Origin of the sequence: Polymorphobacter sp. (assembly GCF_051860865.1) — a bacterium.
Taxonomy (GTDB): Bacteria; Pseudomonadota; Alphaproteobacteria; order Sphingomonadales; family Sphingomonadaceae; genus Sandarakinorhabdus.
In genome coordinates, this window is the sequence record NZ_JBIMKZ010000008.1 from 38,690 (window position 1) to 56,237 (window position 17,548).

Genomic DNA, 17,548 nt, shown 5'->3' on the forward strand with positions numbered 1-17,548 from the left:
CCGGCGGCTGGGGGCTCAGCCCCCAGACCCCTTCATGGGCCTATCCCGCACGATGACCGATCTCGGCCTGACGAAAGCCCCTCAATGGGGTCTGGGGGCGTCGCCCCCAGACGCCGGAGGCCCCTTACTTCTTCAGAAACTGCGGAATCTTGGACAGGTTCTTCGCCGCCAGCGTCCCCAGCCCGCCGATGCCGTGGCGGCGCATGGCGGTCAGATCCTCCCGGCTTTTGCGGAGGATGCGGGCCAGCGACCGGTTGCTGGCGCCGCCGGTGCGCATCTTGACGAGCACGCGCGGCAGATAGGCGGTGCGCATCCCGGCCGAGAACCAGCGCAGCATCGCCTCATAGTCGGCGGCGATGCGCAGGCGGGTATCATAGGGCCGACCGCCGGGGCTGTGACGTTCGAGGAAGCTACGGCGGACGAACAGCGTCGGGTGTGGCGGCATCCAGCCCTGTTTCAGCCGGGCATGGCTATACGGGCCGGCCTGCCAATGGCGGACGATGCGGGTCGGGTCCTTGTCCGAGACATATTCGAGGTCGCCGTAGACAGCATCGATGCCCGGCGTGAAGGCGCGGGCGACATCGGCGAGGACGTCATTGTCGGCAAGCCAGTCGTCGGAGTGGAGCAGGCCGACCACCTCGCCGGTGGCGCGCGCCATGCCCTTGTTGATCGCGTCATAGATGCCGCCATCGGGCTCGGAGACGAGACGGGCGTCGGCCGCCAGCGTCCGGCGCAGCACGTCGAGCGTGCCGTCGGTCGAGCCGCCGTCGATGATGATGTGCTCGACCTTGGCATGGGTCTGGCGGCGAAGGCTGTCCACGGCGTCGGCGATCGTGCGTTCGCGGTTGTAGACGGCGGTAACGACCGACAGCTTCATGCCCGCTCGATCAGCCAGTCACCCAGCACCAGCACGTCCATCTTCGTCCGCAGGAAGCAGTCGAGCGCTTCTTCGGGCGTGCAGACGACGGGTTCGTTCTCGTTGAAGCTGGTGTTGAGCAGCATCGGCACGCCGGTCTGCGCCTCGAAGGCCGAGATCAGCCGGTGATAGCGCGGGTTGGTCTCGGCACGCACGGTCTGCAGCCGGCCGGAGCCGTCGACATGGCAGACCGCCGGGATGCGCTCCCGCTTGTCGGCCCGGATCGGATAGACCTGCATCATGAACGGCACGTCGTCGGTTTCCTCGAACCACGCGGGCACCGCCTCGGCGAGCACCGAGGGGGCGAAGGGCCGGAAGCTCTCGCGCCGCTTGATCTTGAGGTTGAGGATATCCTTCATGTCGGCGCGGCGCGGATCGCCGAGGATCGAGCGGTTGCCGAGCGCGCGCGGCCCCCACTCCATCCGCCCCTGGAACCAGCCGATCACCTTGCCCTCGGCGATGGCGGTGGCGGTGCGGGTGCAGAGTTCGTCTTCGTCGGCGATGGCGGTGACCGTGCAGCCGGCGGCGTCGAGCGCCGGCTTGTGGGCGTCGAGCAGGCTGGCCAGTTCGGGCGCGGTGGCGTGCGGCCCCCAATAGGCATGGTCCATCACGAAGCCGCGCGCCCCGCCCAGCTGATGCCAGACGACAAATGCCGCGCCGATCGCGCCGCCGGCATCGCCGGCCGCCGACTGGACATAGAGGCGCTTGTAGGGGGACCGGGCATAGACCTTGCCATTGGCGACCGAATTGGCGGCGCAACCGCCGGACAGGCACAGGGCATCGCCGCCGTGGCGGGCATGGACGCTGGCGAGTAGATGGAAAAAGGCCTCTTCGTACATCGCCTGTATCGAGCGGGCGATATCCTTGTGGCGCTGGGTCAGCTCATCCCCGGCCTGGCGCGCCGGCCCGAGCAGTTTCTCCAGCTCGGGCGAAAACAGGTTGCTGGCGGAGACGGGCGCCCCGTCCTCCCATTCGTAGCTGACCTTCTCGGTATCGTGGCGGAAATAGTCGAGATCGAGCTTGAAGCTGCCGTCCGGCTGCAGCAGCACGATCCGCCGCATCTCGTCGAGGAAATGCGGGGTGCCATAGGGCGCCAGCCCCATCACCTTGTACTCGTCGCCATAATGCGGGAAGCCCAGCCACTTGGTCAGCGCCTCGTAGAAGATGCCGAGCGAGTGCGGGAAATAGACCTTGTCGTCGATGTCGATCTTGCTGCCATGGCCATGGCCCCAGGCGGCGCTGGCGAAATCGCCGAAGCCGTCGACACTGACCACGCTCGCCTCCTCGAACGGCGACACATGGAAGGCCGAGGACAGATGGGCGAGGTGATGCTCGACCGGATGGACGCGGCCGGCGAAGCCCGGCCCGATGGTCTTCGCCAGTTGGTCGGCGACGCTGCTGCGCTCACGCTTGTTGCGGATGCGGTCGCTGATCAGCGCCAGGCTGGGACGCTTGCGCGCCGCATAGCCGATCTTGCGGACCAGATTGGCCGAGCTGTCCTGGTTGAGCGCGACATGGTCGACATCGGCCAGCGTCACCCCCGCTTCGGCCAGGCACCAGCGGATCGATTCGGAGGGGAAGCCCGCCCAGTGCTTGACCCGGCGGAACCGCTCCTCCTCGGCGGCGGCGACCAGCTGGCCATCGCGGACGAGGCAGGCGGCACTGTCGCCGTGATAGGCATTGATGCCGATGATGATGCTCATGAAATATCCTGCACGCTACTGACGTTGCCCCATATGACGCGCCAGCGTGGCCGTGACCATCTGGAGCATGGGGCTTTGTGAATCGTTCTGGCTGGCGCCGGCGGGCGCGGCAAGCGCGGCGGCGATGGCGTCCGGCAGATCGCCCTCGGTCTCGGCCAGGATGACATGGCCGCTGGCCGACAGCGCGCGGGCGAATTCAAGCTGATGGTCATCGACATGCTCGCCCAGATGCTGGCGGCGCGGCATCACCACCGGCCGCTTGCCGGCGCGCACAGCATGGATCACCGAGCCAGCACCGGCATGGAGGATCAACAGCCGAGCCCGCGCCACCTCCGCCTCGAACGCCGCCATCGACAGGAAGGGCACCCCGCCCGGCAGCGGACCCAGCAGCGAACCGGGCGTCGAGCCATGCTGGACGACCAGCGGCAGGGGCAGCAGCACGGCGTGCTTCATCACCGCCGCGATCAGCCGCGGAAAGGGCTGGGTGGCATTGCCGACCGAAACAAAGCTGCTCACAGCAGCGGCCCGCCGAGCTGGCCGCGCGGGAAGAAACGGGCCAGTTGCGGCCATTGATAGAAGAAGTCATGCGCCAGCCGGTGCATCAGCTTGCCGGTCATCGACGGCGCGGTGATCCGCGTCACCGATTCCACAAAGACGATCCGGCAGCCGAGCAGCCGCCCGACGAGCGCGAAGGGCACGGCCGGCCCGGCGCCGGTGGACAGGATGATCCGCGGTCGCTCGGCGCGCAGGATGCGCCACGCCTCCCAGAGGTTGACGAGGAACTTCCAGTCGCGTTCGCTATGGGTGATGAAATGGGTGCGGCCGATCATGTCCTCGGGCAGCAGCGCCCGGTCGTTCAGCACATAATAATGGCGGTAATCCTGGTACGCCGGGAGCAGCGCCCGGACCTCGGTCAGGTGGCCGCCGCACGAGGAGACGATGCAGATTGTCACACGGCCTTCTAGGCTGGCGCACCCGGCCTGACAATCCTCGGCGGCCGCCGCTCAGCCGCGCTGCGGCTCGGGCTGGCGGATGATGATGAATTTCGGGCGATTGAGCTTCGGCAGTTCGGGCAGACCGACGATCATCAGATACTCGGGCGTCAGCGTCAGCGCATCGGCCATCAGGGCCTCGACCAGTGTCAGCATCGCATCCCCATCTTCTTGCCTTTCGACGATGTTTAGCGCCTCGCGCGCTCCAAATCCAGCCTCAACCGGCCTCGATGAAGCCGCGGATGCGGTCGGTCAGCGCCGGCTCGGCGAACGGCGCGATTGGCTGCGGGGCGGCGCCGCCGGCGGCGAGCAGCCGCTCGGCGCGGATCACCAGATCCGCCTCGTCGGTGGCCACGTGCAGCCCCGGGCGGTTGCCGATGCTCTGCGCGGTGGCACGCTGGTGCTCGGTATTGTGCTCGCCCAGCGCCTGGCGGCGCGGCAGCATCAGCAGCGGCTTGCCGGCCTCGATCGCCGCGATGATCGAGCCCATGCCGGCATGCGCCACGAACAGCCGACAGCCGGCGACCATCGCCTTGTACTCGGCCGGCGGCATCAGCCGGACAAAGCGGGCATGGCGCGGCTCGGTCTTGCCGCGCCCGATCTGGATCAGCACGTCGAGATCCGGCCGCCGCAGCGCAAAGCCGTCCATCGCCCGCACCAGCCGCTCGAACGGCATCATCGAGCCGACCGAGACATAGACGTCCGGCGTCTTCACAGCACGCTGCCCCAATGCTGGACGTCAGGCTCGGCCAGCGCCGGCCACTGGGTGATGGTCCGGCTGGCGATCCGACGCGCCAGCTGGCCCGAACCGCTGAGCACCTCCGAATTGGCAATCGAATCGACCCACAGGGTCCGCACCCCGAACGGCTTGACCAGCAGTAGCGCCAGCAGCGGCGGCAGCGCGCCGGTGGTGACGATGACCTGCGGCCGCACCTTGAGCAGCAGCCGAGCGATGTCGAACAGCGCCAGCGGCAGCCGCCACCAGTCGGCGCGGGACACGTCGCGGAAGACATGGAAGGGCGCGCCGCCCACCTCTGATTCGGACGCCCGGTGGACGGTGGCGAAATGCACCTCATGGCCCTCGAACGCCGGCCGCAGCCGCAGCAGCTGGACGAAATGCCCGCCGCCTGACGCCATTGCCAGCACCCGCTTGCTCACCGGGGTATCCCCTTGCGGCCCCACGACCTGCCGACACTGCGCAGCGGCAGCGCCGCCAGGATCGCCCGCTTGCGCTCGTCGCTGGCGGTCGGCCAGGCCATGATCTCGTCGACATTGCGCTTGCAGCCCTCGCACAGGCCGCTCCGCCGCTCGATCCGGCAGATGTTGATGCACGGCGAGCGCAGCGCGGGGCTGGAGGGAGACGCGGTCATCCCCGCCTCATGCCGTAACCGCCGCAGCCTGTCACGCCCGCCCCTTTCACGCCCGCCCGCGTTCACCCCGCCAGCGCAGCCGCAGCAGCAGATAGAGCAGCAGCCCGGTCGGCCCGGCGAGAAAGGTCAGCAGCAGGCACGGCAGCACCGCCCAGTGCGGCACCCGGTGGTTGCCGGCGTCGCCCACCATCCAGCTCCCCACCCAGAGGTCGAAGGCCAGATAATGCACCCAGCCGGCCAGCAGCGCCGCCTCGCTGGTCATCAGCAGTCGCACGCCTTCCAGCGAGGTGAAGCCGGCGCCGGCGGGCGGTCCGGCGCCGGCCAGCCCGGTGACCAGCAATGTCAGGTAGAAGCCAGCGAGCAGCGCGCCGATCCAGCGCGCGATGGCAATCGACCGGCGCCGCCAGAAGGGCGCGGTGGCGAGCGCCAGCCAGCCGGGCAGCACGGCGGCGCTGGCCAGCCCGAACAGCTGCTCGTTCGTCAATGCCGGAACGCCCGCGGCCTAGCGGACCACGCCGGCGCTGTCCGAATCCATCAGCACCAGGCCATCCGAGGCCATGCCGCGCCCGGCCAGCCGCTCCATCACCGCATCGGGCAGGTCATCGGGCTCGGAGAAATTGGCGGAGACGGTGGTGAACTGGCCGCGCGACCTTTTGGTCAGCACCGAAAAGCCGGTCTCCAGCAGATCGGCGACATTGCCGTCGCGGCTCATCACATTCGGACCGCCGAGCACCACGGCGATCAGCCGCACGCCGTCATGTACCGATGAGGCGGCCAGCGTGAAGCCGGCGGCATTGGTGAAACCGGTCTTGATCCCGTCGACGCCGGGCAGCGTCTTCAGCAGCTTGTTGTGGCCGGTGATGATCTGGCCCTCATATTCATGCTCGACCTTGCTGAACACCGGATAGCGATCGGGGAAGTCGCGGATCAGCGCGCGGGACAAGGTCGCGATGTCCCGGGCCGTGGTATAATGCTTGGCGTTGGGCAGGCCATGCGGGTTCATGAACTGGCTGTGCGTCATGCCCAGCCGCCGCGCCGTTGCCGTCATCCGCGCCGCAAAAGCCGCCTCGCTGCCGCTGATATGCTCGGCCAGCGCCACCGAAATATCGTTGGCCGACCGCGTCGCCATCACGCCGATCGCATCACGGACGCTGATCGTCTGGCCGGGCTTGAGCCCGAGCTTGGTCGGCGGCTGGCGCGCCGCATAGGCGGAGATCGAGATGCGGTCATCGTCCTTCAGCCGCCCGGCCTTCAGCTCCTCGAAGGCGACATAGATCGACATCACCTTGGTGATCGAGGCCGGAAAGCGCTGCTCGTCCGCCTTGCGCGCATACATGATCTCGCCGGTGTCGGCGTTGATCAGCACGGCGGCATATTTGGGCAGGTCATAGAGGCTGCCGGCCGCGGCGGGTGCGATCGCCGTCAGCGCCAGTGCCACCCCGGCGATGATGCGTGCGAATGTTTTCATTCTATCATCCTCTTGGCCCCGAGTGATGAAACAATACATCAAAAGCGATTCCTCCGTAACCCCTTGTGACAGTTTCGCTTCGGTCGCCGGTCCTGCACGGCGGTTGCATCGCCGCCGCCACCCTGCCATTGCGCGTGGCCATGACCCCCGACATGGCCAGTTCCGAGCGGCGCACCTTCGCCATCATCTCGCATCCCGATGCCGGCAAGACGACGCTGACCGAGAAGCTGCTACTGTTCGGCGGCGCCATCCATCTGGCCGGCGAGGTCCGCGCCCGCGGCCAGAACCGCCGCGCGCGGTCCGACTGGATGAAGATCGAGCAGGCGCGCGGCATCTCGGTCACCAGCTCGGTGATGACCTTCCAGCGCGGCAACACCGTCTTCAACCTGCTCGACACGCCGGGCCACGAGGACTTTTCCGAAGACACCTACCGCACGCTCACCGCCGTCGATTCGGCCGTGATGGTCATCGACGCGGCGCGCGGCATCGAGGCGCAGACCCGCAAGCTGTTCGAGGTCTGCCGGCTGCGCGACGTGCCGATCCTTACCTTCATCAACAAGGTCGACCGCGAGGGCCGCGACCCGTTCGACCTGCTCGACGAGATCGCCGATGTGCTGGCGCTCGATGTCGCGCCATTGAACTGGCCGGCCGGCATGGGCGGCGAATTCAAGGGCCTTTACGACCTGCGCACGGGGGCCTTCCTCAAGCCGGACGGTACGGCCACCGGCGGCGCCGGCGAGACGGTGCAGACCGACGGCCTCGACGATCCCCGCATCGATGCGCTCTGCGGCCCGATCGCCGCCCGGCTGCGCGAACAGGCCGAGCTGGCCCAGGGCGGCTATGCGACGCTCGATCCGGAACTTTATCGCAAGGGCGCGCTGACCCCGGTGCTGTTCGGCTCGGCGCTCAAGGATTTCGGCGTCGAGGCGCTGATCGACGCGCTCACCGAATTCGCCCCCAGCCCGCGCCCGCAGCCGGCGCTGCCCGCCGCCGTCGCCCCCGATGACGGCCAGGTCTCCGGCTTCGTCTTCAAGGTGCAGGCCAACATGAACCCCCAGCACCGCGACCGGATCGCCTTTCTGCGCATCGCCTCGGGGCGCTTCCGGCGCGGCATGAAGCTGCGCCAGGTCGCCACCGGCAAGGCGATCGCCATCAACTCGCCGATCTTCTTCTTCGCCCAGGACCGCGAGATCGCCGACGAGGCCTTCCCCGGCGACATCATCGGCATCCCCAACCATGGCGTGCTCCGCGTCGGTGATTCGCTGGTCGAGAAGACCGACGTCACCTTCACCGGCATCCCCAATTTCGCCCCCGAGATCCTGCGCCGGGTGGCGCTGAAGGACCCGACCAAGTCGAAGCAGCTGCGCACCGCGCTCACCGACATGGCCGAGGAGGGGGTCACCCAGCTGTTCAAGCCGCTGATCGGCAGCCAGTGGATCGTCGGCGTCGTCGGCCAGCTCCAGCTCGAGGTGCTGATCAGCCGGCTGGAGGCCGAATATCGCGTGGCCGCCGCCTTCGAACCCAGCCCCTATGAGACGGCACGCTGGATCGGCGGTGATCCGGCCGCGCTCAAGCGCTTCGCCGACGAGCATCGCGGCGCCATGGCCGAGGACCGCGACGGGGCGCCGGTGTTCATGGCGCGGGACAGCTGGGAGCTGAACTATGTCAGCCAGCGGGAAACCGACATCCGCTTCAGCGCGACACGAGAGCGCGCGTAGCCGCGCGCGCCCGGCAACGCTGGCCACGGGCCGGGTTTGTGCTATCGTGGGCGGATGAGTGGTGTGAGGAAACAGGCATGACCTTGTCGCCGAGGACGAAGATCGGTCTGGCCGGCGCGGCCGTGATGCTGGTGGCCGGCGGCGCCGGCGTGCGCGCGGCGGTGGAGAGCGACACCTACAAGCAGCTCGACGCGCTGATGGACGTGTTCGAGCGGGTCCGCGTCGATTATGTCGACAAGGTCGATGACAAGACGCTGATCCAGGGCGCCATCAACGGCATGCTGACCAGCCTCGATCCGCACAGCTCCTATCTCGATGCCCGCGATTTCCAGAACATGCGCCAGACCACCGATGGCGAATATGGCGGCCTCGGCCTGACCGTCACCACCGAGGACGGCGCGGTCAAGGTCGTCTCGCCGACAGACGACACGCCGGCGGCACGCGCCGGCATCAAGTCCGGCGACTATATCACCCATATCGACGGCGAACTGATCTACGGCACCGCGCTCAACGACGCCGTCGACAAGATGCGCGGCGCCGCCGGCAGCCCGATCAAGCTGACCGTGGTCCGCGAGGGCGCGACCAAGCCGCTCGACTTCTCGCTGGTCCGCGAGGTCATCCAGATCAAGCCGGTGAAATGGGAGACGCGCGGCAATGTCGGCGTCGTCCGCATCTCCACCTTCAACAAGCAGACCGGCGAGGCCACCCGCGCCGCCGTCACCGCCATCGACAAGAAGCTCGGCGCCAATCTCGCCGGCTATGTTGTCGATTTGCGTTCGAACCCCGGCGGGTTGCTCGACCAGGCGATCGAGGTCACTGACGTGTTTCTCGACAAGGGTGAGATCGTCTCGCAGCGCGGCCGCAGCAAGAACGACATCCAGCGCTACTATGCCAAGGCCGGCGACCTGACGCGCGGCAAGCCGGTCGTCGTCATCGTCGATGCCGGCTCGGCCTCGGCGGCCGAGATCGTCGCCGGCGCCCTGCAGGACCAGCGCCGCGCCGTCGTCCTCGGCCAGAAGAGCTTTGGCAAGGGCTCGGTGCAGACATTGATCCCGCTGTCGCAGGAGACTGCGTTGCGGCTGACCACGGCACGCTACTTCACCCCCTCGGGCCGCAGCGTCCAGGAGGCCGGCATCGATCCGGACGTCACCGTGCCCCAGCTGACCGACGCCGCCGAGGAGCGTCCGCGCCTGCGCGAGGCCGATCTGCGCCGCCACCTGATCAACGAGATCAAGGACGGCGCCGACAAGCTGGTCGAGACCGACATCAAGCCCGATCCGCGCTTCACCGCCACCGCCGAGGAGCTGAAGAAGCAGGGCGTGCTCGATTTCCAGCTCGATTATGCGCTGAAGATGCTCGGCCGGCTCGGTCCGTCCGCGCCGACGCAGATGGCCGCCACCCCCGCCAGCCCGGAATCGGTCGAGCAGCGCTAGCGGCGCGATGGTGCGTTGCACCACGCAATTGCGCGCCGCGCCGCCGCAGCCTATGAGGCAGGCCTCCCCGGCTAGCTGACAGGAATTCCCGTGCTCCGTCGCCTGTATGACTGGACGCTGGCCCGCGCCACCGGCCCCCAGGCCGAGAAGTGGCTGGCCGGCATCAGCTTTGCCGACTCGTCCTTCTTCCCGGTGCCGCCGGACGTCATGCAGATCCCGATGTCGATCGCCCGGCCCGAGCGGTCGATCCGCTATGCGGCGGTGTCGACCGTCGCCTCGGTCGCCGGCGCCTTCCTCGGCTATCTGATCGGCTCGGTGCTCTACAAGGCGGTCGGCGTGCCGCTGCTGCAATTCTATGGCTATGAGGAACGTTTCGGCGAGTTCGCCGCCAGCATCGCCGCCAACGGCTTCCTGTGGATGCTCGCCTTCGCCTTCCTGCCAATCCCGTACAAGGTGGCGACCATCGCCGCCGGCAGCATCGGCCTGTCGCTGCCGGTGCTGGCCGTGGCCTCGATCCTCGGGCGCGGCGGGCGCTTCTTCCTGGTGGCGCTGATCCTGCGCCGCTACGGCGCCGCCGCCCAGCGGCTGATCGACCGCTATTTCAACCAGCTGGCGCTGGCGGCGACGGTGCTGTTCGTTGGTGGCTTCCTTGTTGTCCGCTATGCCTTCTAGGGCGCGCGTCGCCGTTCCGGCGGCGATCGTGCTGACCGGCGGCAGCGCCCTGCTCGGCGGCGCGCTGGCCTTTCAATATTGGGGTGGGCTGGCGCCGTGCGAGATGTGCCTGTGGCAGCGCTGGGCGCTGGCGGCGGCGTTGACACTCGCGGCACTCGGCTGGGCGCTGGGCCAGCGCGCGGTGGTCGCGCTGGCAGCGCTCTCGGTCTGGGCGGGGGCGGCCATCGCCGCCTTCCATGCCGGTGTCGAGCAGAAATGGTGGCAGGGCATCACCACCTGCGCCGCCGCCCCGGCCGGCGGCTCCACCGCCGACGTCATCGGCTCAATCCTCGCCGCCCCGCTGGTGCGCTGCGACGCCATTCCCTGGTCCCTTTTCGGGCTTTCCATGGCAGGATGGAACGTCGTTCTGTCAACGCTCATCGGAGGCATCGCATTGTGGCAGCTGAAACGATCGTGAGGCACCTGCCCGGCGACAGCCGTGATCCGATCGACCATGCCGCCATGGTCCGCGTCGACCAGGCCGGCGAATATGGCGCCGCCCGGATCTATGCCGGCCAGCTGGCGGTGATGGGTCAGCGCTCGCGCGTGTCGCGGGAGATCGCCCATATGGCGGCGCAGGAGCAGCGCCATCTCGAGGGCTTTGACGCGCTGATGATCCGACGCGGCGTCCGCCCGACCATTCTGGCGCCGGTCTGGCATGTCGCCGGCTATGCGCTCGGCGCCGTCACCGCGCTGATCGGCCCCAAGGCGGCCATGGCCGCCACCGTCGCCGTCGAGACGGTGATCGACGAGCATTACGGCGCCCAGTCCGACGCGCTGGCGGATGGCAGCGATCCCGAGCTCAAAGCCATGGTCGATGATTACCGCGCCGACGAGGCCGATCATCGCCAGACAGCATCAAACCATGGCGGCGAAAGCAGCCATGGCTTGATGCAGACGGTCATCCGCGCCGGCTGCCGGATCGCCATCCGGGTGGCCGAGCGCATTTGAAGGGCAGGACGCCTCCGGCGGCTGGGGCCGACGGCCCCAGACCCCGATAATCAGACCTCGGCCATGCAACGGCAGACGACGCTGCGGAACCAACCTGATAATTGGGGTCTGGGGCCCAAGGCCACAGCCGCCGGAGGCATTCTTACCTAGTTCTTCACGTCGTCCGAGGTCTTGGTGATCGCCTTGCCGGCGGAGCTGAGATCCTCACCGGCCCCGCCGACGGTGTTGCAGGCGGCGAGAGCGATGCTGGCGGCGAATACGAGAGCGAAAGTCTTGCGCATGATCAGTTATCCTTGCAGTCGGTTTGCCGCAGAACTCTGACGCCGCGCAGATGAACGCACGCTTGCCAGCGCCGCCCCGCCGGGGCACGGCTGACCGATGAAATTCGTGTTGCCTGCCCTCGATCCCCCGGCCGATCTCGCCGCGCTGCTGCCGCCGCTGGCCCCGGACCTCCGCACCGCCGCCGCCGCCGCCTGGGCACATGCGCCGTTTCTCAAGGGCCTGATGCCCAGCCGCGCCGCGCTGTTCCAGCAGCTCGCCGACGAGGGCGCCGAATCGGTGCTGGTCACGGCGCTGGCGCTGGTCCGCAGCGACGCTGACTCGCCGCCGCTCGCCAGCCGCCTGCGCCGGGCGCGCGGCGATGTCGCCTTGCTGGTGGCGCTCGCCGATCTCGCCGGCCGCTGGCCGCTGGAGACGGTCACCGCCGCGCTCTCCGACTTTGCCGATGCCGCCATCGATGCCGCGATTGCCGCCGCGCTGGCCGAGCGTGGTGCGCCGAATCGCGGGCTGGTGGCGCTGGCGCTCGGCAAGCTCGGCAGCCGCGAGCTCAACTATTCCTCCGATGTCGACCTGATCCTGCTCCATGACCCGGCGCTGATTCCCTGCCGCGCCCATGAGGAGCCGGAGGAAGCCGCGGTCCGCATCGCGCGGCGCGCCGTGGCGCTGCTCGCCGATCGCCAGGCCGATGGCTATGTCGCCCGTGTCGACCTGCGCCTGCGCCCGTCCAGCGAGGTGACGCCGATCAGCATGGGGTTGGGCGCCGCCGAACATTATTACCAGTCCGAGGCCGAGACCTGGGAGCGGCTGGCCTTTGTCCGTTCGCGCGCGGTGGGCGGCGATGTGGCGATGGGCGAGGCCTTTCTCGATCGGCTGCGGCCGTTCGTCTGGCGCCGCAGCCTCGACTTTACCGCCGTCCGTGATGTCCAGTCGGTAAGCTTGCGCATCCGCGATCATTTCGAGGGCGGTCAGGCGCTGGGGCCGGGTTTCGACATCAAGCGCGGCCGCGGCGGCATCCGCGAGGTCGAGTTCTACACCCAGATCCACCAGCTGATCTGGGGCGGGCGCGATGTCTCGCTGCGCGTCCCCGCCACGCTGGAGGCGCTCGACGCGCTGGTCGCTGCGGGCCGCATCGGCGCCGACGAGGCCGAGGCGCTGGCCGCCAGCTACCGCGCCTTCCGCACCATCGAACACAGGCTGCAGATGCACCGGGACGAGCAGACCCATGCCGTCCCCAGGCTGGCCGCCGACCGCGCCGCCGTCGCCGCGCTCTGCGGCGCGAAAGACTGGGCGGTCGTCGAGCGCGCGCTGGCGCGGCTGACGGCGCCCGTCGCCGCCGCCTATGACCGGCTGATTGCCGCCGCCACCCCGCCGGCGACGCCGGTGCCCGCCGATGCCGGGCCCTGGCTGAAGGCCGAGCATCCGAAGCTGGCGAAGATGCTGCTGCCGCTGATCGAGCGCTGGCGCGGCAACAGCCTGCGGGCGCTGCGCAGCGAGACGGCGCGCAGCGCGTTCGAGCGCGTGCTGCCCGGCCTGATCGCCGGCATCGCCGAGGCCGCCGATCCGCCGCGCGCCGCCGTGCGGCTGGACAGTTTCCTCGAACAGCTGCCGCCGGCCGCCCAGTTCCTCGCGCTGCTGGAGGCCAATCCCCGGCTGGTCGGGCTGCTCGCCCATCTGCTCGGTGTCGCCCCGGTGCTCGCCGATGCGCTGGCCCGCACGCCGGCCCTGTTCGATGTCATGCTGGGGCCGGACGCCCTGGCCCCGCCGCCGCTCCCGGGCCTGCTGGCCGCCGAACTGGCGGTGCTGGTCGGCCACGCCGCCAGCTTCGAGGAAAAGCTGGACCGGGTGCGCCGCTGGACCAGCGAGCGCCGCTTCCAGATCGGCGCCCAGCTGATCGAGGGCCATGTCCATCCGCTGGTCGCCGCCCGCGCGCTGGCCGGCCTCGCCGATGCGGCGCTGCTGGTGCTGCTGCCGGCGGTCACCGCCATGCTCGCCGAAACCCAGGGCCGCATTCCTGGCGCCGAGCCGCTGGTGGTGGCGATGGGACGCTATGGCGGCGGCATGCTCACCCATGCCTCGGACCTCGATCTCATCTATCTCTATGTCGGCGATGCCGCCGCCCAGTCGGACGGACCCCGACCGATCTCGGCGGCGCTCTGGTTCAACCGGCTCGGCACCCGGCTGTCGACGGCGCTGTCGGTGCCCACCGCCGAGGGCGGGCTGTATGAAGTCGATACACGGCTGCGGCCCTGGGGCGCCAAGGGCATGCTGTCGGTCAGCCTGGACAGTTTCGCCCGCTACGAGGCCGAGGAGGCCGAGCCCTGGGAGCATATGGCGCTGACCCGCGCCCGCGTCATCGGCGGCAGCCCGGCCGCCCGCGCTGCTGCCGAGGCGATCATCAAGGCCCAGCTCTCGGTGCCGCGCGACCCGCAGGCGCTGCGCGAGGCGGTCGTCGGCATGCGCGCCGACATCGCCAAGGCCAAGCCGGGGCAGGGCATGTTCGATGCCAAGCTGGCGCCGGGCGGCCTCGTCGATCTGGAGTTCATCATCCACTATCTCCAGCTGCTCACCCCCGAGGCGCTGACCCCGGACATGCGTGAGGCGCTGGACCGGCTCGCCGCCACCGGCCGCCTCGCCCCCGATCAGGCCGAGGCGCTGGCCGGCGCGCTGGACCTGCTGACCAGCTGGCTGGTGCTGCTGCGGCTGGTGGTGCCCGGGACCAAAGTCCCCGACCATTTCTCCCCCGCCGTCGAAGCGGTGCTGACGCGCGGGCTGGGTGCGGCAAATTTCGCCGATGCCGTCGCTGCGCTGGGGCTGGCCAGGCAGCAGGTCCGGCTGGCATGGGAGAGCATCCTCAACGCCTGAAGGGAGAGACGATGACCACGGAACTGAAGGCCGGCGACCCCGCCCCCGATTTCACGCTGGAAACCGATGACGCCGGCACGCTGCGGCTCGCCGATTTCGCCGGCCGCAAGCTGCTGCTCTATTTCTACCCGAAGGACGACACGCCCGGCTGCACCAACGAGGCCAAGGGCTTTTCGGCACTGCTCGATGACTTCGCCGCCGCCGACACCGCGATCATCGGCGTCTCGCGGGACAGCCTGGCGGCGCACGCCAAGTTCCGCGCCAAATACGGCCTGCGGCTGCCGCTTGGCGCCGATGATAGCGGCAAGGTCACCGAGGACTACGGCGTCTGGGTGTCCAAATCCATGTACGGCAAGACCTATATGGGCATCGAGCGCGCCAGCTTCCTGATCGGCCGCGACGGCTGCATCGCCAGCGTCTGGCGCAAGGTCAAGGTGCCCGGCCATGCCGAGGCCGTGCTCGAAGCCGCCCGCGCCATCTGAGTCCGCCACGATTCGACCATGATTCCCCCCGCGCGGGGTTGCAGAAACGTTGACCGGGCCGAAAGGTTTCATCGACCGGCCGATTTATTTTCAATTCATCGTGCCATGACAACGGCTGAACCGTGCCTTCGCCGGCCGGGGTTGTCGGCGACCGGCGCGGCTGGTTCAAAGGCGTTGTCGCACGGAATTGCGGAACAGCAGCCGAGGTTGCGGAACCCAGTCACCAGGCGGCGGCCAGTCCTCCGGTCACGAGATCCGGGTCGTACGGGGCAGGTGAATCGAGGAATCGGTAGCAAGTCCGGGGGTCCAGATATCGTGCCTAGACTGGCAAAGGCCTTCAGCGGCCTCAATGACAGCGTTGCGCGTCATCTGCCCGAACATTGCTTCACATGGCACCGTGCCCATGGCGCGATGACCATAAAAGTTGGGAGCTGGCAGCAGATCATGGCAATCGGATCGGCAGTACTCGTCGCAGGTTGGCTCGGCATCGCCACCACCTCCCTCATCAGCGGTAATGTCGGCACTGACACCATGCTCTCGGCTAAGCAGAAGGAGCTCGCCCGGCTCGAGCAGCAGCTCGCCGCCGCCCGGCTCGAAGCCTCGCTGGTCAAGGCCGATGTCAGCCAGCGCACCCAGGCGCTCGAAACCCGCCAGGCCTTTCTCACCGCACTGATGGCCGGCAAGGCCGATTCGAAGACGCTCGCCGGCCTGCTGCCGCGCGAAGACAAGAAAAACGGCCTCGACACCGTCCGTGCCCTCGTCGCACCGCTCGGCAAGACCCGCACCGCCGATGTTTCCGCCGACACGGTGATGCCCGGCGTCGTCGCGCCGTTGCGCGCCATCGAGAACCAGCAGCTGGCGATGGTCGACCGCGCCACCGGTGCCGCCGAAGCCCGGCTTCGCGATACCCAGGCATTGATCCGCCGGCTCGGCCTCGATCCCAGCCGCTTCGCCGCCGTCTCGGAATGGCGCGGCAGCGGCCGTGGTGTCGGCGGCCCGTTCATCCCGGCCACCGACGAGATCGAACCCCGCTTCAAGGATCTGTTCATCAGCTGGCGCCGCCTCGAGACGATGCAGGCTTCGCTGGCCAGCATCCCGGCGCTGGTCCCGGTCAAGAACTACCGCCAGAGCTCCACTTTCGGCCGCCGCTTCGATCCATTCAACGGGCGCGTCGCCATCCACGCCGGTATGGACATGGCCGGCAGCACCGGCGAACCCATTTACGCGTCGGCCAATGGCAAGGTCTCCCGCGCCGGCAGCGCCAGCGGCTATGGCAATCTCGTCGAGCTCGACCATGGCAAGGGCATCGAGACTCGCTACGGTCACCTGTCCAAGGTGCTGGTCAAGCCCGGCGAAACCGTCCGCCAGGGCCAGCTGATCGGCCGCATGGGTTCCACCGGCCGTTCCACCGGCACCCATCTTCATTATGAAGTTCGCGTCGACGGCCAGGCCGTCAACCCGCAGCCCTTCCTCGAAGCCTCCGCCTATGTCCTGGCCGCCCAGAGCGAAGCCGAGCGCACCACCGGCCCAATCGGCCCCGTGCTCGATGACGATGTCCTCGCCCAGGCCGGCACCCCGGCCGCCGGCGGCATGATGATGACCCCGATCCGTCCCATCGGCTAAACCGGGCCGGTTGAAGCCCGACCAAATCCGTCCTACATTGCCGGCATGGACACCAACCCCAAGCTCATGCCCGCCGCCGCCGCCCGCGTCGCCGCCCTGTCGGCGCGGCAGGGCAAGCCCGGCCTCAAGCTCCGCCTCGCCGTCGATGGCGGCGGCTGCGCCGGCTTCCAGTATCGCTTCGGCCTCGAATCGGACGCCGCCCCCGATGACCTGACCGTCGAGACCGATGGCGTCACCATGCTCGTCGATCCCGATTCGCTGCCCTTCCTCGCCGGCTGCGAGGTCGATTTCGTCGAGAAGATCGGTGCCGCCGCCTTTGAGGTCCGCAACCCCAACGCCGCCTCGGGCTGCGGCTGCGGCTCCAGCTTCTCGGTCTGAGCTTCCGTTGACGCGCCACCGCGCCTAAAGCTGCGGCATGCGCATCGCCACCTTCAACATCAACGGCACCAACGCCCGCCTGCCACGCCTGCTCGAATGGCTGGAGGAGGCCAAGCCCGATATCGCCTGCCTCCAGGAGATCAAGACCGTCTCCGAAAACTTCCCCGTCGACACGCTGCGTGACGCCGGCTGGCATTGCCTCGTCCACGGCCAGAAGGGCTTCAACGGCGTTGCCATCCTCAGCCGCAGCCCCGCCACCGAAACCCAGCGCGGCCTCCCCGGCGACGACGCCGACGACCACGCCCGCTATCTCGAAGCCGATGTCGACGGCCTTCGCGTAGCCAGCATCTACCTGCCCAACGGCAACCCCCAGCCCGGCCCCAAGTTCGACTACAAGCTGGCCTGGATGGCCCGGCTGCGCGCCCATGCCGCCACGCTGCTCGAAACCGGCGGCCCCGTCGTCCTCGCCGGCGACTATAACGTCATCCCCCATGACGACGACATATGGAACCCCGCTGCGCTCCGCGACGATGCGCTGATGCAGCCCGAATCGCGCCAGCAATACCGCGCGCTGCTCTGGCAGGGCTGGACGGACGCCGTCCGCGCCGTCCACCCGCGCGGCGGCGTCTGGACCTTCTGGGACTATCAGGCCGGCGCCTGGC

The 17,548-nt window shown here is 68.7% G+C and carries 21 protein-coding genes; 10 read left to right on the forward strand and 11 right to left on the reverse strand.

Annotated elements, in window-relative coordinates; translation table 11 throughout:
* Nucleotides 1-124 precede the first annotated feature (124 nt).
* From ACTIFJ_RS02810 to ACTIFJ_RS02855, 10 genes are all read right to left on the reverse strand, one after another.
* Complete coding sequence (locus ACTIFJ_RS02810) at nt 125-877, reverse strand: glycosyltransferase family 2 protein (RefSeq protein WP_439532565.1); 753 nt, start codon at nt 875-877, stop codon at nt 125-127.
* Nucleotides 874-2,619 (reverse strand): carbamoyltransferase family protein, encoded by a 1,746-nt coding sequence (locus ACTIFJ_RS02815; RefSeq protein WP_439532566.1) that lies wholly within the window; start codon nt 2,617-2,619, stop codon nt 874-876. Before ACTIFJ_RS02815 ends, ACTIFJ_RS02810 begins: the two co-directional genes overlap by 4 nt.
* A gap of 15 nt (nt 2,620-2,634) precedes the next feature.
* Nucleotides 2,635-3,135 carry a glycosyltransferase gene (locus ACTIFJ_RS02820; protein ID WP_439532567.1) on the reverse strand — a complete coding sequence of 167 codons (501 nt, stop codon included), beginning with the start codon at nt 3,133-3,135 and terminating at the stop codon, nt 2,635-2,637.
* Nucleotides 3,132-3,572, reverse strand: a complete 441-nt coding sequence (gene pssD, locus ACTIFJ_RS02825) for a PssD/Cps14F family polysaccharide biosynthesis glycosyltransferase (RefSeq protein WP_439532568.1) — start codon at nt 3,570-3,572, stop codon at nt 3,132-3,134. The genes ACTIFJ_RS02820 and pssD overlap by 4 nt, the downstream gene beginning before the upstream one ends.
* Nucleotides 3,573-3,623: 51 nt before the next feature.
* The gene (locus ACTIFJ_RS02830; protein ID WP_439532569.1) at nt 3,624-3,767 is read right to left on the reverse strand and encodes a hypothetical protein; all 144 of its coding nucleotides are present in this window, start codon (nt 3,765-3,767) and stop codon (nt 3,624-3,626) included.
* A 61-nt stretch (nt 3,768-3,828) separates the two neighbouring features.
* Nucleotides 3,829-4,326 carry a glycosyltransferase gene (locus ACTIFJ_RS02835; RefSeq protein WP_439532570.1) on the reverse strand — a complete coding sequence of 166 codons (498 nt, stop codon included), beginning with the start codon at nt 4,324-4,326 and terminating at the stop codon, nt 3,829-3,831.
* Nucleotides 4,323-4,769, reverse strand: a complete 447-nt coding sequence (locus ACTIFJ_RS02840) for a UDP-N-acetylglucosamine--LPS N-acetylglucosamine transferase (RefSeq protein ID WP_439532571.1) — start codon at nt 4,767-4,769, stop codon at nt 4,323-4,325. Before ACTIFJ_RS02840 ends, ACTIFJ_RS02835 begins: the two co-directional genes overlap by 4 nt.
* Nucleotides 4,766-4,981 (reverse strand): DUF1289 domain-containing protein, encoded by a 216-nt coding sequence (locus ACTIFJ_RS02845; protein WP_439532572.1) that lies wholly within the window; start codon nt 4,979-4,981, stop codon nt 4,766-4,768. Before ACTIFJ_RS02845 ends, ACTIFJ_RS02840 begins: the two co-directional genes overlap by 4 nt.
* 46 nt (nt 4,982-5,027) lie before the next feature.
* Complete coding sequence (locus ACTIFJ_RS02850) at nt 5,028-5,465, reverse strand: ABA4-like family protein (RefSeq protein WP_439532573.1); 438 nt, start codon at nt 5,463-5,465, stop codon at nt 5,028-5,030.
* A gap of 18 nt (nt 5,466-5,483) precedes the next feature.
* A complete protein-coding gene (locus ACTIFJ_RS02855) occupies nt 5,484-6,449 on the reverse strand; it encodes a D-alanyl-D-alanine carboxypeptidase family protein (RefSeq protein ID WP_439532574.1) in 966 nt (321 codons plus the stop codon).
* A 140-nt stretch (nt 6,450-6,589) separates the two neighbouring features.
* On the opposite strand from ACTIFJ_RS02855, the gene ACTIFJ_RS02860 reads away from it, so the two are divergent.
* The 5 genes from ACTIFJ_RS02860 to ACTIFJ_RS02880 all read left to right on the forward strand — a co-directional run bounded on the left by ACTIFJ_RS02860 (nt 6,590) and on the right by ACTIFJ_RS02880 (nt 11,262).
* Nucleotides 6,590-8,167 (forward strand): peptide chain release factor 3, encoded by a 1,578-nt coding sequence (locus tag ACTIFJ_RS02860; protein ID WP_439532575.1) that lies wholly within the window; start codon nt 6,590-6,592, stop codon nt 8,165-8,167.
* 77 nt (nt 8,168-8,244) lie between these two features.
* The gene (locus tag ACTIFJ_RS02865) at nt 8,245-9,600 is read left to right on the forward strand and encodes a S41 family peptidase (protein ID WP_439532576.1); all 1,356 of its coding nucleotides are present in this window, start codon (nt 8,245-8,247) and stop codon (nt 9,598-9,600) included.
* A 90-nt stretch (nt 9,601-9,690) separates the two neighbouring features.
* Nucleotides 9,691-10,272, forward strand: coding sequence for a YqaA family protein (locus ACTIFJ_RS02870; protein WP_439532577.1), 582 nt, complete (start codon nt 9,691-9,693; stop codon nt 10,270-10,272).
* The gene (locus ACTIFJ_RS02875; RefSeq protein WP_439532578.1) at nt 10,262-10,729 is read left to right on the forward strand and encodes a disulfide bond formation protein B; all 468 of its coding nucleotides are present in this window, start codon (nt 10,262-10,264) and stop codon (nt 10,727-10,729) included. The genes ACTIFJ_RS02870 and ACTIFJ_RS02875 overlap by 11 nt, the downstream gene beginning before the upstream one ends.
* Before the next feature lie 44 nt (nt 10,730-10,773).
* Entirely contained in the window at nt 10,774-11,262 is a 489-nt protein-coding gene (locus tag ACTIFJ_RS02880; protein WP_439532586.1) for a demethoxyubiquinone hydroxylase family protein, read from the forward strand.
* A gap of 146 nt (nt 11,263-11,408) precedes the next feature.
* Here the strand turns inward: ACTIFJ_RS02880 and ACTIFJ_RS02885 are convergent, their stop codons facing one another.
* Nucleotides 11,409-11,543 (reverse strand): entericidin A/B family lipoprotein, encoded by a 135-nt coding sequence (locus tag ACTIFJ_RS02885; RefSeq protein WP_439532579.1) that lies wholly within the window; start codon nt 11,541-11,543, stop codon nt 11,409-11,411.
* A gap of 97 nt (nt 11,544-11,640) precedes the next feature.
* On the opposite strand from ACTIFJ_RS02885, the gene ACTIFJ_RS02890 reads away from it, so the two are divergent.
* The 5 genes from ACTIFJ_RS02890 to ACTIFJ_RS02910 all read left to right on the forward strand — a co-directional run.
* Nucleotides 11,641-14,403, forward strand: coding sequence for a bifunctional [glutamine synthetase] adenylyltransferase/[glutamine synthetase]-adenylyl-L-tyrosine phosphorylase (locus tag ACTIFJ_RS02890; RefSeq protein WP_439532580.1), 2,763 nt, complete (start codon nt 11,641-11,643; stop codon nt 14,401-14,403).
* A gap of 11 nt (nt 14,404-14,414) precedes the next feature.
* The gene (locus ACTIFJ_RS02895) at nt 14,415-14,885 is read left to right on the forward strand and encodes a peroxiredoxin (RefSeq protein WP_439532581.1); all 471 of its coding nucleotides are present in this window, start codon (nt 14,415-14,417) and stop codon (nt 14,883-14,885) included.
* Nucleotides 14,886-15,296: 411 nt separating this feature from the next.
* On the forward strand, nt 15,297-16,508 hold the full coding sequence (locus tag ACTIFJ_RS02900; RefSeq protein WP_439532582.1) for a peptidoglycan DD-metalloendopeptidase family protein: 1,212 nt from the start codon (nt 15,297-15,299) through the stop codon (nt 16,506-16,508).
* A gap of 45 nt (nt 16,509-16,553) precedes the next feature.
* Nucleotides 16,554-16,886 (forward strand): iron-sulfur cluster insertion protein ErpA, encoded by a 333-nt coding sequence (erpA, locus tag ACTIFJ_RS02905; RefSeq protein ID WP_439532583.1) that lies wholly within the window; start codon nt 16,554-16,556, stop codon nt 16,884-16,886.
* Nucleotides 16,887-16,923: 37 nt separating this feature from the next.
* Nucleotides 16,924-17,548 (forward strand): exodeoxyribonuclease III (locus tag ACTIFJ_RS02910; RefSeq protein WP_439532584.1); only part of this gene is annotated, 625 nt, incomplete at its 3' end.